Annotated in this window: 21 protein-coding genes and 3 pseudogenes; 10 read left to right on the forward strand and 14 right to left on the reverse strand. The window is 69.6% G+C overall.

Going from position 1 to position 24,769, the window contains the following annotated elements; all coding sequences use genetic code 11:
• Window positions 1-80: 80 nt before the first annotated feature.
• Window positions 81-866 (reverse strand): Pr6Pr family membrane protein, encoded by a 786-nt coding sequence (locus tag VXC91_RS23630; RefSeq protein ID WP_329509327.1) that lies wholly within the window; start codon window positions 864-866, stop codon window positions 81-83.
• Between the two features lie 95 nt (window positions 867-961).
• Entirely contained in the window at window positions 962-1,888 is a 927-nt protein-coding gene (locus VXC91_RS23635) for a metallophosphoesterase (protein ID WP_329509328.1), read from the reverse strand.
• A 178-nt stretch (window positions 1,889-2,066) separates the two neighbouring features.
• On the opposite strand from VXC91_RS23635, the gene VXC91_RS23640 reads away from it, so the two are divergent.
• The gene (locus tag VXC91_RS23640) at window positions 2,067-2,534 is read left to right on the forward strand and encodes a GatB/YqeY domain-containing protein (RefSeq protein ID WP_329509329.1); all 468 of its coding nucleotides are present in this window, start codon (window positions 2,067-2,069) and stop codon (window positions 2,532-2,534) included.
• Between the two features lie 142 nt (window positions 2,535-2,676).
• Here the strand turns inward: VXC91_RS23640 and VXC91_RS23645 are convergent, their stop codons facing one another.
• The gene (locus VXC91_RS23645; protein ID WP_329509330.1) at window positions 2,677-4,923 is read right to left on the reverse strand and encodes a transglycosylase domain-containing protein; all 2,247 of its coding nucleotides are present in this window, start codon (window positions 4,921-4,923) and stop codon (window positions 2,677-2,679) included.
• Between the two features lie 408 nt (window positions 4,924-5,331).
• Between VXC91_RS23645 and wblA the strand changes: the two genes are divergently transcribed.
• Window positions 5,332-5,670, forward strand: a complete 339-nt coding sequence (gene wblA / locus VXC91_RS23650; protein ID WP_194238732.1) for a transcriptional regulator WblA — start codon at window positions 5,332-5,334, stop codon at window positions 5,668-5,670.
• Between the two features lie 344 nt (window positions 5,671-6,014).
• Here wblA and VXC91_RS23655 read toward each other — a convergent pair whose 3' ends face one another.
• Window positions 6,015-7,325: an ArsA family ATPase gene (locus VXC91_RS23655; RefSeq protein ID WP_329509348.1), complete on the reverse strand. Its 1,311-nt coding sequence runs from the start codon at window positions 7,323-7,325 to the stop codon at window positions 6,015-6,017.
• Between the two features lie 74 nt (window positions 7,326-7,399).
• Window positions 7,400-8,377, reverse strand: a complete 978-nt coding sequence (locus VXC91_RS23660) for an ArsA-related P-loop ATPase (protein WP_329509331.1) — start codon at window positions 8,375-8,377, stop codon at window positions 7,400-7,402.
• 138 nt (window positions 8,378-8,515) lie between these two features.
• Between VXC91_RS23660 and VXC91_RS23665 the strand changes: the two genes are divergently transcribed.
• The 4 genes from VXC91_RS23665 (at window position 8,516) to VXC91_RS23680 (ending at window position 11,016) form a co-directional block, all read left to right on the forward strand.
• The gene (locus VXC91_RS23665; protein ID WP_003975360.1) at window positions 8,516-8,677 is read left to right on the forward strand and encodes a DUF4177 domain-containing protein; all 162 of its coding nucleotides are present in this window, start codon (window positions 8,516-8,518) and stop codon (window positions 8,675-8,677) included.
• Window positions 8,674-9,141, forward strand: a complete 468-nt coding sequence (locus VXC91_RS23670; protein WP_329509332.1) for a RidA family protein — start codon at window positions 8,674-8,676, stop codon at window positions 9,139-9,141. The genes VXC91_RS23665 and VXC91_RS23670 overlap by 4 nt, the downstream gene beginning before the upstream one ends.
• Window positions 9,142-9,290: 149 nt before the next feature.
• Complete coding sequence (locus VXC91_RS23675; RefSeq protein ID WP_329509333.1) at window positions 9,291-10,160, forward strand: NUDIX hydrolase; 870 nt, start codon at window positions 9,291-9,293, stop codon at window positions 10,158-10,160.
• 25 nt (window positions 10,161-10,185) lie between these two features.
• Window positions 10,186-11,016: an MBL fold metallo-hydrolase gene (locus tag VXC91_RS23680; protein WP_329509334.1), complete on the forward strand. Its 831-nt coding sequence runs from the start codon at window positions 10,186-10,188 to the stop codon at window positions 11,014-11,016.
• 30 nt (window positions 11,017-11,046) lie between these two features.
• Here VXC91_RS23680 and VXC91_RS23685 read toward each other — a convergent pair.
• Together VXC91_RS23685 and VXC91_RS23690 are read right to left on the reverse strand one after the other, a co-directional pair.
• Window positions 11,047-11,332: pseudogene (locus VXC91_RS23685) on the reverse strand (nucleotidyltransferase); the annotation flags it as partial.
• Between the two features lie 204 nt (window positions 11,333-11,536).
• Window positions 11,537-12,211, reverse strand: a complete 675-nt coding sequence (locus tag VXC91_RS23690) for a Crp/Fnr family transcriptional regulator (RefSeq protein WP_030573597.1) — start codon at window positions 12,209-12,211, stop codon at window positions 11,537-11,539.
• Window positions 12,212-12,463: 252 nt separating this feature from the next.
• Here VXC91_RS23690 and nth point away from each other — a divergent pair, with 252 nt between their 5' ends.
• From nth to VXC91_RS23705, 3 genes are all read left to right on the forward strand, one after another.
• Window positions 12,464-13,570 (forward strand): endonuclease III, encoded by a 1,107-nt coding sequence (gene nth / locus VXC91_RS23695; protein ID WP_408057452.1) that lies wholly within the window; start codon window positions 12,464-12,466, stop codon window positions 13,568-13,570.
• A gap of 163 nt (window positions 13,571-13,733) precedes the next feature.
• A complete protein-coding gene (locus VXC91_RS23700) occupies window positions 13,734-14,420 on the forward strand; it encodes an NUDIX hydrolase (RefSeq protein WP_329509336.1) in 687 nt (228 codons plus the stop codon).
• Window positions 14,421-14,540: 120 nt separating this feature from the next.
• Complete coding sequence (locus VXC91_RS23705; RefSeq protein ID WP_329509337.1) at window positions 14,541-15,740, forward strand: MarP family serine protease; 1,200 nt, start codon at window positions 14,541-14,543, stop codon at window positions 15,738-15,740.
• 62 nt (window positions 15,741-15,802) lie between these two features.
• Here the strand turns inward: VXC91_RS23705 and VXC91_RS23710 are convergent, their stop codons facing one another.
• The 6 genes and pseudogenes from VXC91_RS23710 to VXC91_RS23735 all read right to left on the reverse strand — a co-directional run.
• Window positions 15,803-15,982: a hypothetical protein gene (locus VXC91_RS23710; protein ID WP_329509338.1), complete on the reverse strand. Its 180-nt coding sequence runs from the start codon at window positions 15,980-15,982 to the stop codon at window positions 15,803-15,805.
• A 188-nt stretch (window positions 15,983-16,170) separates the two neighbouring features.
• Window positions 16,171-17,109: an alpha/beta fold hydrolase gene (locus VXC91_RS23715; protein ID WP_329509339.1), complete on the reverse strand. Its 939-nt coding sequence runs from the start codon at window positions 17,107-17,109 to the stop codon at window positions 16,171-16,173.
• Window positions 17,106-17,585: a phage holin family protein gene (locus VXC91_RS23720; protein ID WP_329509340.1), complete on the reverse strand. Its 480-nt coding sequence runs from the start codon at window positions 17,583-17,585 to the stop codon at window positions 17,106-17,108. The genes VXC91_RS23715 and VXC91_RS23720 overlap by 4 nt, the downstream gene beginning before the upstream one ends.
• Window positions 17,586-17,750: 165 nt before the next feature.
• The gene (gene nhaA / locus VXC91_RS23725) at window positions 17,751-19,193 is read right to left on the reverse strand and encodes a Na+/H+ antiporter NhaA (RefSeq protein ID WP_329509341.1); all 1,443 of its coding nucleotides are present in this window, start codon (window positions 19,191-19,193) and stop codon (window positions 17,751-17,753) included.
• Between the two features lie 281 nt (window positions 19,194-19,474).
• On the reverse strand, window positions 19,475-21,472 hold the full coding sequence (acs, locus tag VXC91_RS23730; protein WP_329509342.1) for an acetate--CoA ligase: 1,998 nt from the start codon (window positions 21,470-21,472) through the stop codon (window positions 19,475-19,477).
• 291 nt (window positions 21,473-21,763) lie between these two features.
• Window positions 21,764-22,972 (reverse strand): annotated as a pseudogene (locus VXC91_RS23735) (carbonic anhydrase); the annotation flags it as partial.
• A gap of 414 nt (window positions 22,973-23,386) precedes the next feature.
• Between VXC91_RS23735 and VXC91_RS23740 the strand changes: the two are divergent.
• Window positions 23,387-23,620, forward strand: a pseudogene (locus tag VXC91_RS23740) (hypothetical protein); the annotation flags it as partial.
• Between the two features lie 115 nt (window positions 23,621-23,735).
• Here the strand turns inward: VXC91_RS23740 and VXC91_RS23745 are convergent.
• On the reverse strand, window positions 23,736-24,716 hold the full coding sequence (locus VXC91_RS23745) for an ATP-binding protein (protein ID WP_329509343.1): 981 nt from the start codon (window positions 24,714-24,716) through the stop codon (window positions 23,736-23,738).
• Window positions 24,717-24,769 lie beyond the last annotated feature (53 nt).

A 24,769-nucleotide genomic window follows, 5' to 3' on the forward strand; every position in this document is an offset into this window, starting at 1 on the left:
CGAAGCGCGCTGCCAAGCTGCGCTACACCCCGATGCCGCTGCTTGTCGCGGCGACGACGTTTACTCTAGCCCACCGGGGGCTAGAGACGAAATCCGGTTTTTCGGAGACGGCGGCGGCGGCGACGGCGGGTCGGGTCGGGGCGGATGTGGTCGAGCGCGACCAGGAGGACGGCCAGGGCGAAGAACGCCAGACCGAGGAGCAGTGCGTTGGCGAGGACGCTCCTGTAGCCGAGCCGGCCCACGTCCAGGAACGGGTAGAGGTAGCGGCCCGCCGTGCCCGGCAGGATCAGCTCGCCGCGTACCAGGGAAGCGGCCAGGTACGCCATGGGGTACAGCAGCCATGTCCTCGCCTGGCGCAGGGTCAGGGTGGCCGGGCGCATCAGGAGCAGCCAGTCCAGGAGCACCGCGATCGGCGTCACCGTGTGTATCACCTGGCCGGCGAGCGCGGCCCACACCGTGTGCACGTCGGGCCGGCTCGTCAGGGAGAAGGGGCCGGGCTCGTTCAGCAGGAGCATGTGGTAGACCAAGCCGGCGATCAGCGCATAGAACAGCGTGCCGCCGGTCACCAGGGATGGCAGCGGGCGGCGGGCCATCGAAGATCGCCACGCCGACAGGGCGAAGACCACGGCGATGAGCACATTGGTCTGGACCGCGAAGTGGGTCAGTACCCGGACCGGGTTGCCGATGAGCAGGTCGATGGTCACCGCCGCCGCGGCCGTCAGAGCGACCAGCAAGCGGTATGCGGCCGCCATCGGACGATAGGTGGGAGCCACCACGGCCGCAGGGGGAACGAAGGACGGCCGCAGCCTCGGCCTGCTCGGCACCGCCGGCAGGTCCGGGATCTCCTTGGGTATCGGCGGGATCATGCCCTCACGCTAAGCGGGTGGGGCAGATCGGGCGATATGGGTGATCCAGTCGGGTTACTGTCCGAGCTGCGAGCGGAGGCGGTGCCGTCGGCCCTCTACTCCCTGCTCACCAGCGTCAGCAGCGTCGCCTCCGGCGGGCAGGCGAACCGTACCGGCGTGTAGCGATTCGTGCCGCAGCCCGCCGACACGTGCAGGTAGGACGTCCGGCCCTCGGCCGTGTGTCGCGAGAGTCCCTTCACCCGGTCCGTGTCCAGGTCGCAGTTGGTGACCAGAGCGCCGTAGAAGGGGATGCACAACTGGCCGCCGTGGGTGTGGCCCGCCAGGATCAGGGGGTAGCCGTCCGCCGTGAACGCGTCCAGTGTGCGCAGGTACGGCGCGTGGACCACGCCCATGGAGAGTTCGGCCGCCGACGACGGGCCGCCCGCCACACGTTCGTAGCGGTCGCGCCTGATGTGCGGGTCGTCCAGGCCCGTCAGCTCCACCTCCAGGCCGTCCACCTTCAGCGCCCCCCGGGCGTTCGTCAGGTTCTGCCAGCCCGCAGCGTCGAAGCCGTCGCGCAGGTCCTCCCAGGGGTTGTGGACGACGCCGACCGCGGGCGCGTTGCCGTTCAGGCCGTGGTGGCCCCGCGCCTTGTCCACCAAGTAGCGGGCGGGGTTGCGCAGTTTGGGGCCGTAGTAGTCGTTCGAACCGAAGACGTACGCCCCTGGGAACTCCAACAGCGGACCCAGCGCGTCCAGCACCTCCGGCACGCCTTCCGGGTCCGAGAGGTTGTCCCCGGTGTTGATCACGAAGTCGGGGCGCAGGCCCGCCAGCGAGCGCAGCCAACGCTGCTTCTTGCGCTGTCCGCTCACCATGTGGATGTCCGAGACCTGGAGCACGCGCAGCGGGCGCGCCCCCGGGGGCAGCACCGGGATCGTCACCCGGCGCAGCCGGAAGGAACGTACCTCGATCCCGGCCGAGTAGAGCAGTCCGGCGGCGGCCACCGCCGTGATTCCCAGGGGTACTCCGTATCGCGCGCGCATACGACCATCGTGTCAGAACAAGAGGTGGCGTCGACTCGCCTGTGGACAACGAGGGATCGGCGGGCGAGCGCCCGCACGGAGAACGAGGGGACGTTGTCGACGTGCGTTCGGGGAAGGCCGCCCGAACCCATGGAAATCAATGGGCGGACGCGCCTTCACACCTGCGACAATCGGAGCCATGACCACGCTCAAGTCGAAGCTGCAGGAAGACCTCAACACCGCGATCAAGGAGCGCGACGAGCTCCGCTCCTCGACGCTCCGGCTGACGCTCGCCGCGATCACCAAGGAGGAGGTTGCGGGCAAGGAGAAGCGCGAGCTCTCCGACGAGGAGGTCACCAAGGTGATCACTCGCGAGGCGAAGAAGCGCCGCGAGGCCGCCGACGCCTTCGCGCAGGGCGGACGCACCGAGCAGGCCGAGCGGGAGAAGGCGGAGGGCGAGGTGCTCGCCACGTACCTGCCCAAGCAGCTGTCCGACGACGAGCTGCGGCAGATCGTCGCCCAGGCCGTCGAGGAGGCCAAGGCGGCCGGTGCCGAGGGCCCGCGCGCCATGGGCCAGGTCATGAAGATCGTGAACCCGAAGGTGGCCGGTCAGGCGGAGGGCGGCCGCGTCGCCGCCGTGGTCAAGCAGCTCCTCGCGGGCGGCTGACCGGACAACCCTTGCACCGAGGCGTACGACGACGGGGCGCTCCTCAGGCGAGGAGCGCCCCGTCGTCGTACAAGAACCGGAATCACCTCGGTGGTGCCGCGCCGCCGGCCGGGTGCCGGCGGCTCAGGGGCCGGGGCGCTGACTAGCCCCGTGGTCCGCCGGGTCCGCTGCCGCCGTTCGCGTTCCCCTGGATCCAGCCCTCCGGAATGGAGAAGGAAGGCGTCGGGAAGGTCCCGCCGGTCTGCCCCCCGTTGATCAGGCCGCCGGGCCCGTTGCCGCGGCCGTGGCCGTCACCCTGGCCATCGCCGTCCCCCTTGTCTTTTCTGTCTGGGATGTTGACGAGGGTGAAGTCCGCGACCGGCTTGTTCTGCAGCGCGCCCGTCATCATGTCGCGCCAGATCGGGCCCGGGACCTGGCCGCCGTAGACCTTCTCGTTCCACACGCCGCCGATGCGGATGTTCTTCATCTGGCGCTCGTGGGCCGGGTCGCCGACCCAGACCGCGCCCGCCATGTTCGGCGTGTAGCCGACGAACCAGGCCGCGTAGCGGAAGTCCGTCGTACCGGTCTTGCCCGCGCTCGGACGGTCGCGGAGGCCTGCCTGCGTACCCGTACCGTCCTCGACCACGCCCCTCAGGAGTGTGTTGATCGTGTCGGCCGTGGTCTCCGACATCGCGCGCGAGCACGTCGTCTTCGGGACGGGCAGGGACTTCTTCTGGTTGGCGACGGTCTGCGTGATCGACTCTATGGCGATCGGCGTGCAGTACGTGCCACGGTCGGCGAAGGTCGCGTAGGCGCTCGCCATCGTCAGCGGGGACATCTCCTGGGTGCCGAGCGCGATCGACGGGGCCTGGCTGATCCGCGCGCCGTCCGCCCGGTTGACACCCATCTTCTTGGCCATGTCGATGACCGGGCAGATGCCGATGTCACTGATCAACTGCACGTAGTAGGTGTTGACCGACTTGGCGGTCGCCTCCTTCATGCTGTACGGGCCGCGCTCCGCCTCGTCCTCGTTCGTGAGCTTGGTGCCGTCCGTGTTCACCCACTGCTTGCCGTCGCAGGCCGCGATCGGGCTCGGGTACTCCATCTCGTACGGTGAGGGGTACTCCTGGGTCGCAGGCTTGCCGCCCTCGATGGCGGCCGCGGCCACGATCGGCTTGAACGTCGAACCGGGCTGGTAGCCCGCGCCGCCGCCCATGTCCTTGTCCACCGAGAGGTTGATCTGCGTCTGGTTCTTGCCGAAGCCGTACGGACGGGACTGGCCCATCGCGAGGATCCTGCCCGTGCCCGGCTCGACGATGGTGGCAGCCGTGGCCACCTCGTCGGTCTTGTAGACGTGGGCCTTGATGGACGCCTGCGCCGATTCCTGCGCCTGCGGGTCGAGGGTCGTGCGGATGGTCAGACCACCGCGGTTCCAGATCTTCGCCCGGTCCGTCTGGGTCTTGCCGAACACCGGGTTGTTCAGGAACACCTCACGGACGTAGTCGCAGAAGAAGCCCGCGCCCTTGACCGCCGTGATGCAGCCGTTCTTCGGCTGGCTCACATGCAGCCCGAGAGCGGTCTCTTTCGCCTTGTCGGCCTCGGCCTGCGTTATGTCGTGCACGTCCGCCATACGCTGCAGCACCACGTTGCGCCGCTGCTTGGCCTCCGCCGTGTGGTTCACCGGGTCGTACCGCGTGGGCGACTGGACGAGGCCCGCGATCAGTGCGGACTCCTGCAGGTTCAGATCCTTGGCGTGCTTGGAGAAGTACCGCTGGGAGGCGGCCTCGACGCCGTACGCCTGCTGGCCGAAGAACGTGATGTTCAGGTAGTTTTCGAGGATCTTCTTCTTGCCGAGCTTTTCCTCGATCTGGATCGCGTACTTCAGCTCGCGGATCTTTCGGCCGACGGTCTGCTGGGTGGCCTGGGCGACCTTCGTCGGGTCGTCGCCGGCCTCCTCCACGAAGTAGTTCTTCACCAGCTGCTGGGTGAGCGTGGAGGCTCCCTGGGCCACTCCGCCGCTCTGCGCGTTCTGGTTCAGCGCGCGCAGGACGCCCTTCAGGTCGATCGCGCCGTGCTGGTAGAACCGCGAGTCCTCGATGGCGACGATCGCCTTCTGCATGTACGGCGAGATGTCCTTGAGGTCCACCACCGTGCGGTCGCGCGAGTAGACCGTGGCGATCTGGCCACCCTGGCTGTCGAGGATGGTGGTGCGCTGGCTCAGCTGGGGGCTCTGCAGGTTGGCCGGGATCTCGTCGAATCCCTTGACCGATCCTTTGGCCGCGAGACCGAGCCCCCCTGCGGCGGGCAGCGCGATACCGGCCATCACCGCCCCCGCGAGCACACTTACTCCGAGGAACTTGGCGGCCTGCTGCACGGGGGACGTCCCCCCGCCCGAGCGCTTCTTTGGCATGAGGGCAGCCTACGTTCTCATTCGGCGGGCATGCGTACAGGCATTGGCCTAAGCTGATCCCAACTGTCACAGCAGTAGGGCCACGTATCAAGTACGTCCGGCGACCCCGAATCGTTCCGGTGTTCTCCCAACTTTTTTGTTGGGTGCGTGTCCGAATCCGCCTTGTGTGTCACCGGGTGTCCGCTGTGACGCAGTTGAATTGTCCGGTTCGCCGGAGAAGTTACGTATGCCTCCAGCTCACTCCCCCGGGTGATCTGCCGCTTACCCATAGTCCGTTCGGGCCATTCAAGATTGGGCCCGAAGGGGGTGTTGCGCTGTGCCCACCTTCCGTAACGTCCTCAACTGGCGGCGGTGAATATGCCGCTGCCGCCGTGGGGGAGCCTCGATTCGGGAGAGGACGGCGCCGGTATGGGCTGGGTAACCGACTGGAGTGCGCAGGCGGCCTGCCGCACTACCGATCCGGATGAACTGTTCGTTCAGGGAGCAGCGCAGAACAGGGCCAAGGCGGTGTGCACCGGGTGCCCGGTGCGCACGGAGTGCCTGGCCGATGCGCTGGACAACCGCGTCGAGTTCGGCGTGTGGGGTGGTATGACGGAGCGGGAGCGCCGCGCACTGCTGCGCAGGCGGCCGACCGTCACCTCGTGGCGTCGCCTGCTGGAGACCGCGCGTACGGAATACGAGCGTGGGGCGGGCCTGCTGCCCCTCGACGAGGAAGAGGTGTACGAGAACTACGCGGCCGTGAGCTGACGGCCGGCCAGGTCCGGGCGCGGCTGCGCTGTCGGTGGACGCGGACGCCTTCGGGGGTTTCTCCGGGGCGTCGTGTCGTCCTCGGCGCGCCTTTGGCGAGTCCGCGAAGAGTGGATCCACCGACGGTCGGTGCCTTGTGGGCGCCTGCCTTGCGGGATGTTCAGGACATCTGGCGTATGGGACAGGTGCCGGTCAAGAGCGGTATCGGTGCGCGGTGGGTTCGGCGTGGGCGTGCGGGGGGCCGGGAGTGAGCCGTTCGGCAGTCGCGCCCCGCTCGCCCGGACTCTCACGTGTGTTCCGTGCGTCAGGAGGACTCGGTCACCTGGCCGGACGATCGGGGCTCCTCACCTGTGCGCTTCGTGCTCCTCGGGACGCTCGTACTGATGGGACGCGAGCCGGTCACCGACGTCCCGTAGTCCCACGAGGTCGTGGACGTCACCGGGCAGCGCGGCCACTTCCGCCACCGCCACCTCGGGATGGCGCGCGGTGAAGCGGTCACGCGTGCGTTGTTCACGTGAGAGCAGCTGCATGCGCTCCGCGTGCAGCCTCAACAGGCCTGCTGTCAGTTGCTCGACGCTCCGGTCCTGGTCCGTGGCGGCGGGGGAGCCTGCGTCGGGGTCAGGTGCACCGGAGGAGGGGGATGATGAACTGTCATACGCATCGGGAGAGTTACGAATTCCAGCTTGCCCGCCCTGCTGATCCACAATGCGAGGGTCTTCAAGATTTTCCGCGGCCGCGAGTGCCCTCTCGGCCGCGAGGTGCATGGCGCCGCTGCCGTGAACCCGGTTGAGCACCAGACCGGCCAGCGGCATGTCCTCTGCGGCCAGGCGCTCCACGAAGTACGCCGCCTCCCGCAGCGCGTCCCGCTCCGGCGCCGCCACCACCAGGAACGCCGTGCCGGGCGCCTGCAGCAGCTTGTACGTGGCGTCCGCACGGGTGCGGAACCCGCCGAACATGGTGTCCATGGCGGCCACGAACGTCTGGACGTCCTTCAGGAGTTGCCCTCCGAGCAGCTTCCCCAGGGCGCCCGTCATCATCGACATCCCGACGTTCAGGAATTTCATCCCCGCGCGTCCCCCGACTTTCGCCGGGGCCATCAGGACCCGGATCAGTTTGCCGTCCAGGAAGGATCCGAGGCGCTTGGGGGCGTCGAGGAAGTCCAGCGCCGAACGGGAGGGCGGGGTGTCGACGACGATGAGGTCCCACTCGTCGCGCGCACGCAGCTGCCCCAGCTTCTCCATCGCCATGTACTCCTGCGTGCCCGCGAAGCCCGCCGAGAGCGACTCGTAGAAGGGGTTGCCAAGAATGGCGGCCGCCCGCTCGGGGTCCGCGTGCGCCTCGACGATCTCGTCGAAGGTGCGCTTCATGTCGAGCATCATGGCGTGCAGTTCACCGCCGGCGGCGTCCTCGATGCCCTTCACCCGGCGAGGGGTGTTGTCGAGGGCGTCGATGCCCATCGACTGGGCGAGCCGGCGGGCGGGGTCGATGGTGAGCACGACCACCTTGCGACCGCGTTCCGCCGCGCGCAGTCCGAGGGCCGCCGCCGTGGTCGTCTTGCCGACGCCGCCGGACCCGCAGCACACGATGATGCGGGTCTTGGGGTCGTCGAGGAGAGGGTCGACCGCCAGGACGGGACCGGGGTTCAAGGCGCGCATGGTGCCCGTGTCGTAGAGGAGCGCCGCATCCGGTGCGGAGGCCGTTTCGTCGTGTGTGGGGGAGGGGTCCGAGCTCATGAGATCCCTTGCTGACGCAGTTCCGAGGCCAGTTCGTACAGGCCCGCCAGGTCCATTCCCTCGGCGAGCAGCGGAAGTTCGCGCAGAGGCAGCCGCAGCTCCGCCAGCACGGCCCGCTGTTCGCGCTCCAGCGCGAACCGCTCCGCGTACTCGTCGGCCTGCCGGAGCAGCGGATCCACCAGCCGTTCGGCGAGCCCGCCGCGGCGCGCTCCGCCGAGGCCGGCGCCCGACAGGGACTTGGCGATGGCCGTCCGCGGCACCGCGTGCGCGAGGTCCAGGTCCGTTTGGTCCAGGACCGTCGGCCGCACCATGTTCACGATGATCCGGCCCACCGGCAGCTTCGCGGCGCGCAGTTCGGTGATGCCGTCAGCCGTCTCCTGGACGGGCATCTCCTCCAGAAGCGTCACCAGGTGCACGGCCGTCTCCCGCGACTTCAGCACCCGCATCACGGCCTGGGCCTGATTGTGTATCGGACCGATCTTGGCGAGCCCCGCCACCTCGTCGTTGACGTTCAGGAAGCGGGTGACGCGTCCGGTGGGCGGCGCGTCCATCACCACGTAGTCGTACACGAACCGGCCGCTCCGGTCCTTCCGGCGGACGGCTTCGCACGCCTTGCCGGTGAGGAGGACGTCCCTGAGGCCGGGCGCGATGGTGGTGGCGAAGTCGATGGCGCCGAGCTTCTTCAGAGCACGCCCCGCGCTGCCCATCTTGTAGAACATCTGGAGGTAGTCCAGCAGGGCGAGCTCGGGGTCGATGGCCAGCGCGTAGACCTCGCCGCCGCCCGGGGCGACGGCGATTTTCCGTTCCTCGTACGGCAACGCCTCTGTCTCGAAAAGTTGTGCGATGCCCTGTCTGCCTTCGACCTCCACGAGAAGAGTGCGCTTGCCCTCGGTCGCGAGGGCGAGCGCGAGTGCGGCGGAGACCGTCGTCTTTCCGGTTCCGCCCTTGCCGCTGACGACCTGGAGCCTGCTCACGCCTTCGAGCCTAACCAGTCCGCGCGCGGCCCACGCGGGAGGCTGTGGACAACCGCGGCAACAGTCGGCCGCGCGCCGCCCCCTCCGGGGCAGCGGGCGCCCACATGCAACGGCTGCCACAGCGGCTACAGTCGGCCCATGACCAAGTGGGAATACGCAACCGTGCCGCTGCTCGTCCATGCCACGAAGCAGATTCTGGACACCTGGGGCGAGGACGGCTGGGAGCTCGTCCAGGTCGTGCCCGGCCCGAACAACCCCGAGCAGTTGGTGGCCTATCTGAAGCGGGAGAAGCAGGCATGAGCGCGGTCGAGTCCCGCCTCGCCGAACTGGGGCTGACGCTGCCGGAGGTCGTGCCGCCGCTCGCCGCCTACCAGCCGGCCGTGCAGTCCGGGGTGTACGTGTACACCGCCGGTCAGCTCCCGATGGTGGAGGGCAAGCTCCCGGTGACCGGCAAGGTGGGCGCCGAGGTCACTGCGGAGGAGGCCAAGGACCTGGCCCGTACGTGCGCGCTGAACGCGCTCGCCGCGGTCAAGTCCGTGACCGGCGACCTCGACCGGATCGCCCGCGTGGTGAAGGTCGTCGGCTTCGTCGCGTCGGCGTCGGACTTCACGGGCCAGCCCGGGGTCGTCAACGGCGCCAGCGAACTGCTCGCCGAGGTCCTCGGCGACAAGGGTGTGCATGCCCGCAGCGCGGTCGGCGTGGCGGTGCTCCCGCTGGACGCGCCGGTCGAGGTGGAGATCCAGGTGGAGCTGACCCAGGCGTAGCCGCGGCTCTCCGGGACGGCCCTTTCACGTGCGGACCCCGGGTTCGGCCCCGGCCGACCCGGAAGAGCGCGACGCTCTCGCGGAGCGGGCGAGTGAGGGGCTGATCATTGCCACTCGAACATCCGCGCAGTCCGGGATAGCCTCCGGCCATGGCGAATGGGCAGTGGTTTCCACCGGAGTGGCCAGAGCGGATCCGCGCGCTCGCGGAGGGCACGCTGACTCCGGTCGTCCCGAAGCGCGCGGCCACCGTCATGCTCCTCAGGGACAGCGACGGCGCGCCCGCGGTTCACATGCTGCGCAGACGCGCCTCCATGGCCTTCGCCGGCGGCGCATACGCCTACCCGGGCGGTGGTGTCGACCCACGCGACCACGATCGCAGGATCGGCTGGGCGGGGCCCACGCGGGCGTGGTGGGCGGATCGGCTCGGCGTGGACGAGACGTCCGCCCAGGCGGTCGTGTGCGCCGCCGTACGGGAGACCTACGAGGAGGCGGGTGTGCTGCTCGCCGGCCCGACCCCGGAAACGGTCGTCGGCGACACCACGGGCGCCGACTGGGAGGCCGACCGCGCGTTGCTGGTCGCCCGTGACCTGTCCTTCGCCGAGTTCCTCGACCGTCGGGGACTGGTCCTGCGTTCCGATCTGCTCGGCGCGTGGACCCGCTGGATCACCCCGGAATTCGAATCCCGCCGTTACGACACGTGGTTCTTCGTGGCCGCACTCCCCGAAGGCCAGCGCACCCGCAACGCCTCCACGGAGGCCGACCGCACGGTCTGGATCCGCCCGTCCGAGGCGGCGGCCTCGTACGACAGGGGCGAGCTGCTGATGATGCCGCCCACCGTCGCGACCCTGCGCCAGTTGGTCCCCTACGTCACCGCCGCGGAGGCGCTGAAGGCCGCTCCCGGCCGCGACCTGACCCCGGTCCTCGCCCAGGCGCGTCTGGAGAACGGCGAGGTCGTACTGGCCTGGCCCGGCCACGACGAGTTCACCAAGCACATTCCGACGGGTGGAGCGCCCGCATGACCTACGCGACGGAAGGCACCGGCGCATGACGGACGCCACAGTTCTCCCCGGCCAGCCGCGCGGCGGGGTCCTCTCGGGTCCCGCGACCGCGCGCGCCGTGAACGTCCTCGCTCCCAATGCCTCGCCGATGACCCTCGACGGCACCAACACATGGATCGTCTCGGAGCCCGATTCCGAGCTGGCGGTGGTGATCGACCCCGGCCCGCTCGACGACGGCCATCTGCGGCATGTGATCGACACCGCGGAGAAGTCCGGCAAGCGGGTCGCGCTCACGCTTCTCACGCACGGTCATCCCGACCACGCGGAGGGCGCCGTGCGGTTCGCCGAGTTGACCGGTACGCGGGTGCGTGCCCTGGATCCGGCGCTCCGGCTCGGCGACGAGGGCCTCGGCCACGGGGACGTCGTCACGGTCGGCGGCCTGGAACTGCGCGTCGTGCCGACCCCGGGCCACACCGCCGACTCCTTGTGCTTCCACCTCCCGGCCGATCGGGCCGTCCTGACCGGCGACACCATCCTGGGCCGCGGTACGACGGTCGTGGCGCACCCCGACGGGCGTCTCGGGGACTATCTGGACTCCCTGCGCCGCCTCAGGTCGCTCACGGTCGACGACGGCGTCCACACCGTGCTGCCGGGTCACGGACCCGTTCTGGAGGACGCGCAGGGTGCCGTCGAGTACTACCTCGCCCACCGTGCCCACCGGCTCGCCCAGGTCGAGACGGCGGTCGAGAACGGCCACCGCACGCCGAGCGAGGTCGTGGCCCATGTGTACACGGACGTGGACCACTCCCTGTGGCCGGCGGCCGAGCTGTCCGTGCGGGCGCAGCTGGACTACCTGAGGGAACACGGGCTGATCTGAGGCTTCCGTCCGATCAGAGTTCCTGGGGGCGGGGTGCCTTGACGCCACGCCGTGCACGCGCGCGTACCCCTCCGCGAGCCGGGGTCCGAGGTCGTCCACGTAGGACCGCAGGACGGCCGGATCGCCGGTCGGCTCGTACCCGGGCACGGCTGCCCTTCGCATCTGCCGGGCTCTCTGCGGGTAGTACGCGGTGAACGCCTCGGTCATCTCCTTCAGGTCGCTGGTCCAGCCGTCCCAACGGGTCATGACGAGAGTGAACCCGGTGCGGACGAGATGCCGGGAGACGCCGCACCAGGGTGCACCGGGCCTCCTCGGTCCTGGCCCCTCGGGGTCCGGACCTCTGCCGTGTCCGTCGCCGGTCATGGCGCAACTGTGCTCCTGACCGTGCCCTGACGGCCACCGGATTCAGCTTCAGCAGGCGGCAGCCCCAGGTGGTACGACGAGGGCCCCACCTCATGAGACGGGGCCCTGTGATTGTTGTGCCGGGACCGGGATCCGGCGGACCGGCCTCGGACCGGCCTCAGCGCGAGCGCTTGGCCAGCCGCTCCACGTCCAGCAGGATCACCGCGCGCGCCTCCAGACGGAGCCAGCCGCGCCCGGCGAAGTCCGCCAGCGCCTTGTTGACCGTCTCGCGGGACGCGCCGACCAGCTGGGCCAGCTCCTCCTGGGTGAGGTCGTGCACGACGTGGATGCCTTCTTCGGACTGCACTCCGAACCGCCGCGAGAGGTCCAGCAGCGCCCGGGCCACCCGGCCGGGCACGTCCGAGAAGACCAGGTCGGACATCTGGTCGTTGGTCTTGCGCAGTCGCCGTGCGACGGCACGCAGCAGCGCCGCGGCCACCTCGGGCCGCGCGTTCAGCCACGGCTGGAGGTCGCCGTGCCCGAGGCCCAGCAGCTTGACCTCGGTCAGCGCGGTGGCCGTCGCCGTACGCGGGCCGGGGTCGAACAGCGACAGCTCGCCGATCAGCTCGCCCGGACCGAGGACCGCAAGCATGTTCTCGCGGCCGTCGGGGGAAGTGCGGTGAAGCTTGACCTTGCCCTCCATGACCACGTAGAGGCGGTCACCGGGGTCGCCCTCGTGGAACAGTGAGTCGCCGCGGGCGAGGGTCACCTCACTCATGGAGGCGCGGAGCTCCGCGGCCTGCTCGTCATCGAGCGCCGCGAAGAGCGGGGCGCGCCGCAGAACGTCGTCCACGAGTTCTCTCCTTGTCGACCTGCTCAGGGGATCTCGATCCCCCGCATACCAAGGGGACCGTGTTCCCCATTTTGCCGGACGATCCAAACAGTGTGATCTGTCACAAGGATGCCGCACTGATGTGCCGGGGTATGCGGCAGGGGCCCAATCGGGGGCTGATCTTCTGGCTCCGGGGCGGATGTCGGTGCTGGGCTTTAGGCTGGCCGGGTGTCCAAAACACCAGTGAGAGCGCAGGCCTAGGGGGCTGGGCAGGTGGTTGTACGTCGGGATTCCGCTGTGGGCGAACAAGACCCTGGTGGTGGAAAAAAAACGGCAAAAGTGACAAAAGCGGCGCCTGAGGAAGCGTCGCCGAAGCGGCCTGCCAAGAAGGCGGCGGGCCGGACGGACGCTCCCAAGAAGGCGGCGGCCGCCAAGACGGGCTCCAAGAAGGCAGCTCCCACGAAGACCGCGGTCAAGAAGGCCGTGGGGGCGAAGAAGGCATCAAGGACGAAGAGGACTGCAGCCCCGCAGGTCGTCTCCAAGAAGACCACGGTCGCCGTGAAGGCCGCCGCTCCCACGAAGACCATCGCCGCGAAGCCCCCCGGGAACGAGTCGCGCGCCGCCCTCGTCCGCCGCGCCCGCCGTATCAACCGCGAGCTCGCAGAGGTCTATCCCTACGCCCACCCGGAGCTGGACTTCGAGAACCCCTTCCAGCTGATCGTCGCGACGGTCCTGTCCGCGCAGACCACCGACCTGCGGGTGAACCAGACCACCCCGGCGCTCTTCGCCAGGTACCCCACCCCCGAAGACCTCGCCGCGGCCGCTCCGGAGGAGGTCGAGGAGATCCTGCGCCCGACCGGCTTCTTCCGGGCCAAGACGAAGTCGGTGATGGGGCTCTCCAAGGCCCTGGTTGAGCACTTCGGCGGCGAGGTGCCCGACAACGTGGAGGACCTCGTCAAGCTGCCCGGCGTCGGCCGCAAGACCGCCTTCGTGGTTCTGGGCAACGCCTTCGGCCACCCCGGCATCACCGTCGACACGCACTTCCAGCGCCTCGTCCGCCGGTGGCAGTGGACCGACGAGACCGACCCCGACAAGATCGAGGCGGCTGTCGGCGCGCTCTTCCCGAGGAGCGAGTGGACGATGCTCTCGCACCACGTGGTCTTCCACGGCCGCCGGATCTGCCATGCCCGCAAGCCGGCCTGCGGCGCCTGCCCGATCGCCCCGCTCTGCCCGGCGTACGGCGAGGGCGAGACGGACCCGGAGAAGGCGAAGAAGCTGCTGAAGTACGAGAAGGGCGGCTTCCCGGGCCAGCGCCTGAAGCCCCCCCAGGCCTATCTGGACGCGGGCGGCAAGCCGGCCCCGCCCCTGGGGGCCGGGTGAGTCGCCGGCGCGGGATCGCGCGCCACCCGGGAGAGGGACGTATTCCGGCAGGCCGCACGCCAGGACACCCCCACGAGGGACGTGCGGAACGATCGACGGTCTCGTGGGCGTTGGGATCGGCAGAACGGGGGTGGCGATGGCACACGCGAGCAACACGGACCGCATGAGCGGCACGGACGGCGACCGGCTGCGGCTGAGCACGGAGGGTCTGCCCGACTGGCTGGACCCGGTCGTGCAGGTCGTGCAGACCGTCGAGCCGCTTCAGCTCAGCCGCTTCCTGCCGCCGGAGGACGGCGCGGGGCGGCAGTCCGCCGTGCTGATCCTTTTCGGGGACGGTGACCGAGGCCCTGAGCTGCTGTTGATGGAGCGCGCCGGTTCGCTGCGCTTGCACGCGGGCCAGCCCGCGTTCCCGGGCGGCGCCCTGGACCCCGAGGACGGCGACCCCAGGGCCGAAGGGCCGCTGCGGGCGGCTCTGCGCGAGGCCGAGGAGGAGACCGGACTCGACCCGAGCGGCGTCCAGCTGTTCGGTGCGCTCCCCAGGCTGTACATCCCGGTCAGCGGCTTCGTCGTGACCCCCGTCCTCGGCTGGTGGCGCGAGAAGTGCCCGGTGGACGTCGTCGATCCGAAAGAGACGGCGCGGGTCTTCACGGTCCCCGTGGCGGATCTCACGGATCCGGCCAACAGAGCCACCACCGTCCACCCCAGCGGCCATCGAGGTCCGGCATTCCTGGTCGAATCGGCCCTTGTCTGGGGCTTCACGGCCGGTGTCATCGATCGTCTGCTGCACTACGCCGGCTGGGAGCGCCCCTGGGACCGCGACAAGCAGGTCCCGCTCGACTGGCGCGCATGACAAGGTGGCCCCCGTGCTGTGTATCCCCGGGCGCCGCCGTGCCCCATTGCCGCTGCGTGACGGCCAGGATCCCCGGCCGGACGAGGGCGACCCGAACGTGATGAGGCGAGGCTGGAAGCATTGAACGTGCTGGACATGCTGTTGCTGGTCGCCGCCGTGTGGTTCGCGATCGTCGGCTACCGCCAGGGTTTCGTGGTCGGCATTCTGTCGGTGATCGGCTTCCTCGGCGGCGGTCTCGTCGCAGTCCTGTTGCTTCCCTTCCTGTGGGACAAGGCGACCGGCGACGACGAGGTGAGTACGACCGTCGCCGTCGTCGCTGTCGTCGTCGTCATCGTCTGCGCCTCCATCGGCCAGGCTCTGACCACCCACCTGGGCAACAAGCTGCGCCGGTACATCACCTGGTCCCCGGCCCGCGCCATGGACGCCACCGGCGGCGCCCTCGTCAATGTGGTGGCGATGCTCCTGGTCGCGTGGCTGATCGGCTCGGCCCTCGCCGGTACGACGCTGCCGACGCTCGGCAAGGAGGTCCGCGGCTCCAAAGTACTTCTCGGCGTCTCCCGCGCCCTGCCCACGCAAGCCGACACCTGGTTCGCCGATTTCTCCACGGTCCTCGCGCAGAACGGCTTCCCGCAGGTCTTCAGCCCCTTCTCGAACGAACCCATCACCGAGGTCCAGCCTCCCGACCCCGCCCTCGCGAAGAGCGCGGTCGCCACGCGCGCCCAGCGGTCCATCGTCAAGGTCATGGGCACCGCACAGAGCTGCGGCAAGGTGCTCGAAGGCACTGGCTTCGTCTTCGGCGAGCGCCGCGTGATGACCAACGCGCACGTGGTCGGCGGGGTCGATGAACCCACCGTCCAGATAGGCGGCCAGGGCAGGCGGTACGACGCGAAGGTCGTCCTCTACGACTGGCGGCGCGACATCGCCGTACTCGATGTACCCGATCTGAACGCGCCGGCGCTGAAGTTCACGTCCACGGACGCGGTCGGCGGCAAAGACGCCATCGTCGCGGGCTTCCCGGAGAACGGCTCGTACAACGTCCAGCCCGCCCGCGTCCGCAGCCGCATCACGGCCAACGGCCCGGACATCTACCACAACGGTACGGTCCGCCGTGACGTGTACTCGCTGTATGCGACGGTGCGCCAGGGCAACTCCGGCGGCCCGCTGCTCACGCCCGAGGGCAGGGTCTACGGGGTGGTCTTCGCCAAGTCCCTCGACGACGCCAACACGGGCTACGCGCTCACCGCGGACGAGGTCCGGGACGACGTCGTCAAAGGCCGGACCGCGAGCCAGCAGGTGGACAGCGACAGCTGCGCGCTCTGATGCGGGGGAGTGGGACAGCTGCCGTCCGGCGAGCCGGAGTCGGCCGCTCTACGAGGGTGGGGTCAGCCGCGCGGATGACGCAGACGTACCGAGACCCAGCGGGCCCGGCGGCGGAGGATGTGCGGGATGCCCACTCGGGGGTCGGAGCCCGCGAACTGCGGTGTGCCCCCCTGGTGGGAGCCCGGCGCGGCGGCCGAGCGGCGGTTGCGTGCTGCGTCACTGTAGTCGTGCGTCCAGCCCATACCCCGACGTCTGCCCTCGCCCCAAGGTCGATAACCGCCCTTGTGCCGCCCAATTGGCTTATGCGGCGGGCATGTGGCCGTTCGGGGAACAGGCGTTCCCGCCCGGATACCGGGCGCGTTCGGACGGTCACCGAAAACGGCCGGATCCTTGTGGCCGACCGCTCGAGTCCAAGACGCCCGATGCCTGGTCAGCGGTCGGGTTCGGGGTCCTTGAGCCAGTTGATCAGCTCGGAGGAGAACGCCACCGGGTCCTCCTCGTGCGGGAAGTGCCCGAGCCCGTCGAACAGCCGCCAGCGGTACGGTGCCTCGACGTACTCACCCGATCCGGCCGCGCTCCTTGTCCGCATCACGGGGTCCAGTGATCCGTGCAGATGCAGCGTGGGCACCCGCACGGGCCGTTTCATACGCCGGTTGAACTGGATGCCGTCGGGCCGGGCCAGGGAGCGCACCATCCAGCGGTACGGCTCGATCGAGCAGTGTGCCGTCGACGGGATGGACATGGCGCGCCGGTAGGTGTCCACGGCCTCGTCGTCCGGCAGACGCGGCCCCGACCAGTCCCGGATCAGCCGCCCGACCAGGGCGGCGTCGTCGGCGGTGAGCCTGCGCTCGGGGACCCAGGGGCGCTGGAACCCCCAGATGTAGGAACCCGCGGTCGTCTGCTTGACGTCACCGAGCATCGCCGAGCGCCAGCGCCGCGGGTGCGGCATCGAGGCGACCACCAGCCGCCTCACGACCTTGGGCCGCATGGCGGCCGCCGTCCAGGCGAGATAACCGCCAAGGTCGTGGCCGACGAGCGCGGCGTCGGGCTCGCCCAGGGACCGTACGACACCGGTGATGTCGAGGGCCAGGTTCGCGGGGTCGTAACCGCGCGGCGTGCGGTCGCTGCCGCCCACTCCGCGCAGGTCCATCGCCACGGCCCTGAAGCCCGCGTCGGCGAGGGCCGTCAGCTGGTGGCGCCAGGCCCACCAGAACTGCGGAAAGCCGTGCAGCAGCAGTACCAGGGGCCCGTCGCCCAGCTCCGCGATGTGAAAACGCGCGCCGTTGGCGGCGACGTCCCGGTGCGTCCAGGGCCCGTCGGGACGTACGACCGAGGTGGGTTGCACCGAATGGGGCGCGGGGTCCGTCATGAGGACGAGCGTGCCACAGCGTCGGCGGCCTTGTCGGTCGGGCTCGGCTGACGGGGGTGCGGTTTGGCGTGCTGCAGGACGCCCGCGCTCTCCTTCATCGACGCGGCGACCTTCTGCGGGCCCTTGCTCTTCTTGGTCTTCTTCGCGAAGAGCAGGCCGATGAGCGCGAGCAGCCCGGCGACCAGGACGTTGGCGGCGAAGGACAGCAGGAAGCAGACGGCCATGTTCCAGCCGCTCCAGGTCCGGATCCCGTACGCCAGCGCGAAGTTCAGCATGGGCAGGGAGAACAGGAGTACGGCGACCGCGGCCGAGAACGCGCCGCCGCTCGTCGCTCCGCGCTTGACGTCCTGCTTGAGCTGGGCCTTCGCCAGGGCGATCTCGTCGTGCACCAGTGCGGACAATTCGGTCGTCGCCGAGGCGAACAGCTGGCCGATGCTGCGTTCGGCGCCGACCGGGCTGCCGTCGGGTGCGCTCATCGCGGTCTCCCTGTTCTCTGCGTGTCTGCTCTGCGTGGGCTGCGGAATTCTGTGGATGTGTCAGATCATGCCGGACGGTGGTTCTCCTCGCTTGCCCCGCCCACCACTTCGGCACGCGTGCCGTTTTTCCCGTCCGGCGGGTGAGCCGTCCCGGCTCTCGGCCGGTTAACCTTTCCGGTCGCAGCACTGGCCTCCGCCGGACGTGCCGTTCCCGGTCCGGCTCGGTTCGCCCCACTCGGCGGCTTTCAACCCGGCGAGCCTTCGGTGCTCGGCGGCCTTGCGCTCGAGGATCTCCGCCATGCGCAGGTGGTAGGCCGGGTTGTCCTCCTGGTAGACGTCCGGAACACCGTCGAGGTCGTCGTCGCGCTCCTCGTCGGCGCACAGGGCGCGGTACTTGGCGTTCCGTATCTTCAGCAGCACGGTCGCGCACGCGGCCGCGATCAGCGATCCGGCGAGGACGGCGGCCTTGACCTCGTCGGTGAGCACGGCGTTCCCCTCAAACGCGAGTTCGCCGATGAGCAGGGAGACGGTGAAGCCGATTCCCGCGAGCGTGGCGACGGCGAACACGTCCGCCCAGGCGAGGCCCTCACCGAGGGAGGCGCGGGTGAAGCGGACCGTCAGCCATGCACCGCCGAAGATGCCGACGGTCTTGCCGGCTACGAGGCCCAGTACGACGCCGAGCGTCACCGGCTCGGTGAACACGTCCGCGAGTGCCCCGCCGGATATGGCGATACCCGCGTTGAACAGGGCGAACAGCGGCACCGCGAGGCCCGCCGACAGGGGCCGTACGAGATGTTCGATGTGCTCGCCGGGTGAGTGCTGCTCGTCCTCGTGGCGGTGGCAGCGGAGCATCAGACCCATGGCCACGCCGGCGATGGTGGCGTGGACGCCGCTGTTGAGCATCAGACCCCAGATGACCAGCGCGAGCGGGAGGTACACGTACCAGCCGCGAACCCCCTTGCGCAGCAGCATCCAGAACACCACGAGCCCGGCGACGGCGCCGCCGAGCGCCGCGAAGTTCAGATGGGCCGTGAAGAAGACGGCGATGATCAGGATCGCGAACAGGTCGTCCACGACGGCGAGGGTGAGCAGAAAGGCGCGCAGGGCGGAGGGCAGGGAGGTGCCGATGACCGCCAGGACCGCGAGGGCGAAGGCGATGTCGGTGGCCGTGGGGACCGCCCAGCCGGCGAAGGAGCCACCACCGGCGACGTTGGTGAGGGCGTAGATGGCAGCGGGAGCGGCCATACCGCAGAGCGCGGCGATGACGGGGAGCATCGCGGCGCGGCGGTCCCGCAGATCACCCGCGACCAGTTCGCGCTTGAGTTCGATCCCGGCGACGAAGAAGAAGATCGCGAGGAGGCCGTCGGCGGTCCAGTGCTGGACGGACAGATGCAGCCCAAGGGCGGCGGGCCCCAGACGGTAGTGGCTCAGGCTCTCGTGGCTGTCGTGCAGCATGGGCACGTTGGCCCACAGCAGTGCCATGACCGCCGCCAGCAGGAGCAGCACACCACCGACTGTCTCGGCGCGCAGCGCGTCCGCGACGAAGGTTCGTTCGGGCAGGGAGAGGCGAGCGAAGAACGTGCGGGTGCGGGTGCGGGACGCGGCCACGGCGATGGACCTCCGGGTCGGTACGACATGCTGACGGCCGTCACGTGCATGCTCGGACGGCTTGCCGACCAGACTTCCCGGCACACCCTGAGGTCACCATTTTACCTGAGCCTTACGATTGTGAATGTCGCTTGTCGGGCGAAAGCGGGTGAGGTGTGCGCAAGGCGGGAGGGGGCGCGGGCCGCGAGGACCCTGGACCCGGGCCGTGGGGATCATGAAGAAGCCCATGAGGAAGGGGCCCCGGCATGCAGCCGGGGCCCCTTCGGGTGCTGGGGGACTGGTCAGTCCTCGCTCGGCGCCGCGGGCAGCTTGGCCTGGATGAGGTCCATCACGGTCGAGTCCGTCAGCGTCGTGACGTCTCCGAGCTGACGGTTCTCGGCGACGTCACGCAGCAGCCGCCGCATGATCTTTCCGGACCGGGTCTTCGGCAGCTCCGCCACCGGAAGGATCCGCTTCGGCTTGGCGATCGGCCCGAGCGTCGCACCGACGTGGTTGCGCAGCTCGGCGACCAGGTTCTCGTCCTCGGAGGCCGTGCCCCGCAGGATCACGAACGCCACGATCGCCTGGCCCGTCGTCTCGTCAGCCGCCCCGACGACCGCCGCCTCCGCGACCGCCGGGTGCGACACCAGCGCCGACTCGACCTCCGTGGTCGAGATGTTGTGCCCGGACACCAGCATCACGTCGTCGACGCGGCCGAGGAGCCAGATGTCCCCGTCGTCGTCCTTCTTCGCGCCGTCCCCGGCGAAGTACTTGCCCTCGAACCGCGACCAGTACGTGTCGATGAAGCGCTGGTCGTCACCCCAGATGGTGCGCAGCATCGACGGCCAGGGCTCGGTGAGCACGAGATAGCCACCGCCGCCGTTCGACACCTCGTTCGCCTCGTCATCGACCACGGTCGCGGAGATGCCCGGCAGTGGCCGCTGTGCCGACCCGGGCTTGGTCTCCGTCACACCCGGCAGCGGCGAGATCATCATCGATCCGGTCTCGGTCTGCCACCAGGTGTCCACGATCGGTGTGCGGTCGGCGCCGATGTTCTTGCGGTACCAGATCCACGCCTCGGGGTTGATCGGCTCACCGACGGATCCGAGGACGCGCAGGCTGCTCAGGTCGAACTTCGCGGGGATGTCGTCGCCCCACTTCATGAACGTCCGGATGGCCGTCGGCGCCGTGTACAGGATCGTGATCCCGTACTTCTGCACGATCTCCCAGAACCGCCCCTGGTGCGGGGTGTCCGGCGTGCCCTCGTACATGACCTGGGTCGCGCCGTTCGCCAGCGGCCCGTACACGATGTACGAGTGGCCGGTGACCCAGCCGACGTCCGCGGTGCACCAGTACACGTCGGTCTCGGGCTTGAGGTCGAAGACGGCGTAGTGGGTGTAGGACGTCTGGGTGAGGTATCCGCCGGAGGTGTGCAGGATGCCCTTGGGCTTACCCGTCGTTCCGGACGTGTAGAGGATGAACAGCGGGTGCTCGGCCTCGAACGCCTCGGGCGCGTGCTCCGCGGACTGCCGTTCGACGATCTCGTGCCACCACACGTCCCGGCCCTCGGTCCAGGCGACCTCCTGGCCCGTGCGGCGCACGACGAGCACGTGCTCTACGTTGTCCACGCGCTCGATCGCGTCGTCGACGGCGGGCTTGAGCGCGGACGGCTTGCCTCGGCGGTAGCCGCCGTCGGAGGTGATGACGACCTTGGCGTCGGCGTCCTGGATGCGGGTGGCGAGGGCGTCGGCCGAGAAGCCGCCGAAGACGACGGAGTGCGTGGCTCCGATGCGGGCGCAGGCCAGCATCGCGATCGCGGTCTCGGGGATCATCGGCATGTAGACGGCGACCCGGTCGCCCTTGCGGACCCCGAGCTCCAGCAGGGCGTTCGCGGCCTTGGAGACCTCGTCCTTGAGTTCGGCGTAGGTGATGGCGCGGCTGTCGCCGGGCTCGCCCTCGAAGTGGATGGCGACGCGGTCGCCGTGGCCGGCCTCGACGTGCCGGTCGACGCAGTTGTACGCGACGTTGAGCTTGCCGTCCTTGAACCACTTGGCGAAGGGCGGGTTCGACCAGTCGAGCGTCTCGGTGGGCTCCACGGCCCAGGTCAGCCGCCGGGCCTGTTCCGCCCAGAAACCGAGCCTGTCAGCCTTGGCCTGTTCGTACGCCTCCACCGTGACGTTGGCGCCCGCGACCAGGTCGGCGGGGGGCGCGAACCTGCGCTCTTCCTTGAGCAGGTTGGCCAGGCTTTCGTTGCTCACGACATCTCCCTTTCCCAGGGTGTCCGTTGTGTCCCGTCCCACAGCTCATCAGACCGGGGGCTCGGTGACAAGGGCCGACCGAAGATTGGTTTAGACCTGTCGCGGGCTGTTGTCGACCAGGTCACCTGAGGTCACGTATACGCTGTCGGCCTGGTTCATCCGGTGATGTTCACACCTGCAGCCCCGAACGGGAGCGGTTCCTCGTGCGGCGCCCGCCGCATGAGCCGTGGGGCGGGCACGGTGGCGGCCCGGGGGTCGGGCCGCTGTGCCCACCCTTCCCCGGGGCAAGGCGGTGCGGGGCCCGGGCAGCCGGACCCCGCAACGCCTGCTCCGTCACACCGGGCTGCGCAGATCCCCCGTCGCCCCCACCCGCCCGAAGACCCCGCCCTCGTCGGACGAGTCGAGCAGATACGCCTGCGCCTCGCCGACGTGGAAGTACATCCCGTGCAGTTGGAGCGCGGCCTCACCGAGCGCCCGAGCCACGGACCCGTGCGCTTGCAGGTGCTCCAACTGCTGCACCACATTGGTAAGACACAGCTGTTCGATCGCGTCGGCGGGCTGCCGACCGGCGATCCGGGGCAGCGGGCGACCCTTGTCGGCCATTCGCTCCAGGCCGGGGCGACCGTGCCGCAGCCAGCGCCGCAGCGGGGTGTCCTCGTCGTCCGCCCCCGAAACGAGCAGCGCCTGCATCGCGCCGCACCCGGAGTGCCCGCACACCGTGATGGACCGCACCTTCAGGACGTCCACCGCGTACTCGATGGCAGCCCCCACCGAGTCGTCCCCGCTCTCCGTGCCGGGCAGGGGCACCAGGTTGCCGACATTGCGGACGACGAAGAGGTCGCCAGGACCGCTGGCGGTGATCATCGACGTCACGAGCCGCGAGTCGGCGCAGGTCAGAAAGAGTTGCGACGGCCGCTGGCCCTCGCGCGCCAGGCGGGCCAGCTCGCCGCGCACCAAGGGAGCGGTGTTCCGCTGGAACGCGCTGATCCCACGCGTGAGTTGCTCCCCGCTCGGTCCCGACCCGGCGTCCGGTCCGCCCGGATCGCCGTCGGGTGGCGCGGCCGGCGGCCACTCGCACTGGTGGTTGCGCCATGGTGTCCAGGGCCGGCACCGGCATGCGGACGCCTCCTTCGTCCCCTGGTCCCCGCTGGGTGTGGGGGAGCCCAGTGGCGGCATCATGACGGGCATTGCGGCCCGGTCGGTGAGGGCGACCGTGCCGCTGCGCGCGCGATGGGTCCGCTGCCGGTCCTGCAGGGTCTCGTACGCCGCGTGATCCATGAACGACCCGTCGAGCTCCACGACGGCGTCCGCCCCTACGGGCACCAGGTGCAGGACACGGGTGAGCCGGGGCTTCGCGAGGAACGTCAACTGGCCTCGTACGGATACGTGATGGACCCTCTTCGTCTCCGCGTGCGTGATGCGGACGCGGGCGAGGCGGTGCAGGGCGCCGGTGGCCGGCGCGATGCCGAGGGACAGGGGGAGGGCGATCAGGAAGACCGCGATGGAGGCCGATGGGTCGGCGCCCGCGAGATGGAAGCGGTGGGACCGGGTCGGCGGGGGGCTGTGGGGCTGGTGCACGCGCTTCGTCCGAGTCGAGTCGGCGGCGCGGGCAGGGATGCAGGCGGGCATGGTTCCCGTCTCCTCCGGTGTGGCGCGGTCGCGGAACTGGTGGGCCCGGGGGGACCTGGGTCGGGCGCGGCCGTGGGTCACGGCGTACAGCGGCGGGATCTCAACGCTTGGTAAATGAATCGTAATGCCGAGTAAAGAAATCCTCTCCTTTATGGGTGCAAACAGGGTAGTAGGTCACTCGGTGGGGTGAATGTCTTATCTCATGGGCTTGTCGTATCGACGCCCCGTGTGACCTTGGCCGGGCTGTACACCTCGCTGCGCGCTTCGTCCGCACCCGCGGAACACCGGATCGGTGTGGCCCCGGCTGAAGGAAGAAGGTGGGCCGAGATGACCGCAACCCGGAGGATCGCGGCGGGCGTCGCCCTGGCGTCGGTCGGCGCCACCGCGCTCGCCGGTTGCCCGTTCGGCGCGACCCGTCCCGGCGACAGCGCGAGAGGGCGCTCCGGAACGCATGCCCCGGGCAGTGCGGTCCGCCTGATCGGCGACGGCTCCACCGCGTACACCGGCGCTCAGCCGCATCTGCCCAAGCCCGACCGGTTCAAGCCCGGCCGGAAGCCCCCACATCGGCCGGGCCCCGGCGGAGGGCTGGGAGGCCTTCCTGGGTGCCTCACCCGCCCCGGCGCCCGACAGCCCCCTGCCACCGTCGGCCGGACCGTAGCCCTCGCAGGGCTGCTGCTCACACGGCGGCCGTCACGCCCTCGTCGAGGACGAACCCCGGGTCGACCTGCGCCGCCAGGTCGGCCCCGGTGCGCTCGTTGCCCCAACTGGCAGCGTTCTTCAGGTGGAAGTGCACCATCTGGCGTGTGTAGTGCCTCCAGTCGCGTAGCTCGTACGTGGCGTCCGCGGCGGCCTGAAGAGCGTGCAGGGAGCGGCGGTTGGCATGCTCCAGAAGCTCGAACCGTGGTGGGCGTCCCTTCTCCATGGAGCGCACCCAGTCCGAATGACCGACCGTCACGAGCAGGTCGTCACCGACCTCGGTGCGCAGGAAATCGAGGTCGTCCCGGCCCTGCACCTTGTTGCCGACGACCTTCAGGGCGACCCCGAAGTCACGGGCGTACTCCTTGTACTGGCGGTAGACGGAGACCCCCTTCCGCGTCGGCTCCACGACGAGGAACGTGATGTCGAAACGGGTGAACATGCCGGAGGCGAAGGAGTCCGAGCCCGCCGTCATGTCGACCACCAGGTACTCGCCGCGCCCGTCCACCAGATGGTTGAGGCACAGCTCCACCGCTCCCGTCTTGGAGTGGTAACAGGAGACCCCCAGGTCGGCGTCCGTGAAAGGGCCGGTGACCATCAGGCGGACGGCGCCGCCGGCGAGGTCCACCGGGCGCGCGCAGGCGTCGTACACCGGGTTGTCCTCCTGCACCCGCAGCAGCCGTGAACCCTCGCCGGGCGGTGTGGTCTTGATCATCGTGTCCGCGGAGGCGATCCGGGGGTTGCAGCCGCGCAGATAGTCCTTGATCAGATGCAGCCGGTCGCCCATGGCGGGCAGTGCCGCGGCCTCGTCCTCCTCGAGCCCGAGTGCGGCGCCCAGGTGCTGGTTGATGTCGGCGTCGATGGCGATGACCGGCGCCCGGGTGGCGGCGAGGTGGCGGATGAAGAGGGAGGACAGGGTCGTCTTGCCGCTGCCGCCCTTCCCGACGAAAGCAATTTTCATGTTCACCAACAGTAAATGCATGATTGCTGTATGTGGCAGCCCTGCGTGAGGAA

Source organism: Streptomyces chiangmaiensis, assembly GCF_036281785.1.
In the GTDB taxonomy this organism is placed as follows: Bacteria; Actinomycetota; Actinomycetes; order Streptomycetales; family Streptomycetaceae; genus Streptomyces; species Streptomyces chiangmaiensis.

Bases quoted from the DNA above. Each gene is read 5' to 3' on its own strand.
- VXC91_RS23630 (WP_329509327.1), bottom strand. From the start codon at position 866: ATGATCCCGCCGATACCCAAGGAGATCCCGGACCTGCCGGCGGTGCCG.
- VXC91_RS23635 (WP_329509328.1), bottom strand. From the start codon at position 1,888: ATGCGCGCGCGATACGGAGTACCCCTGGGAATCACGGCGGTGGCCGCC.
- VXC91_RS23640 (WP_329509329.1), top strand. From the start codon at position 2,067: ATGACCACGCTCAAGTCGAAGCTGCAGGAAGACCTCAACACCGCGATC.
- VXC91_RS23645 (WP_329509330.1), bottom strand. From the start codon at position 4,923: ATGCCAAAGAAGCGCTCGGGCGGGGGGACGTCCCCCGTGCAGCAGGCC.
- wblA (WP_194238732.1), top strand. From the start codon at position 5,332: ATGGGCTGGGTAACCGACTGGAGTGCGCAGGCGGCCTGCCGCACTACC.
- VXC91_RS23655 (WP_329509348.1), bottom strand. From the start codon at position 7,325: ATGCGCGCCTTGAACCCCGGTCCCGTCCTGGCGGTCGACCCTCTCCTC.
- VXC91_RS23665 (WP_003975360.1), top strand. From the start codon at position 8,516: ATGACCAAGTGGGAATACGCAACCGTGCCGCTGCTCGTCCATGCCACG.
- VXC91_RS23670 (WP_329509332.1), top strand. From the start codon at position 8,674: ATGAGCGCGGTCGAGTCCCGCCTCGCCGAACTGGGGCTGACGCTGCCG.
- VXC91_RS23675 (WP_329509333.1), top strand. From the start codon at position 9,291: ATGGCGAATGGGCAGTGGTTTCCACCGGAGTGGCCAGAGCGGATCCGC.
- VXC91_RS23680 (WP_329509334.1), top strand. From the start codon at position 10,186: ATGACGGACGCCACAGTTCTCCCCGGCCAGCCGCGCGGCGGGGTCCTC.
- VXC91_RS23700 (WP_329509336.1), top strand. From the start codon at position 13,734: ATGAGCGGCACGGACGGCGACCGGCTGCGGCTGAGCACGGAGGGTCTG.
- VXC91_RS23710 (WP_329509338.1), bottom strand. From the start codon at position 15,982: ATGGGCTGGACGCACGACTACAGTGACGCAGCACGCAACCGCCGCTCG.
- VXC91_RS23715 (WP_329509339.1), bottom strand. From the start codon at position 17,109: ATGACGGACCCCGCGCCCCATTCGGTGCAACCCACCTCGGTCGTACGT.
- VXC91_RS23720 (WP_329509340.1), bottom strand. From the start codon at position 17,585: ATGAGCGCACCCGACGGCAGCCCGGTCGGCGCCGAACGCAGCATCGGC.
- VXC91_RS23745 (WP_329509343.1), bottom strand. From the start codon at position 24,716: ATGAAAATTGCTTTCGTCGGGAAGGGCGGCAGCGGCAAGACGACCCTG.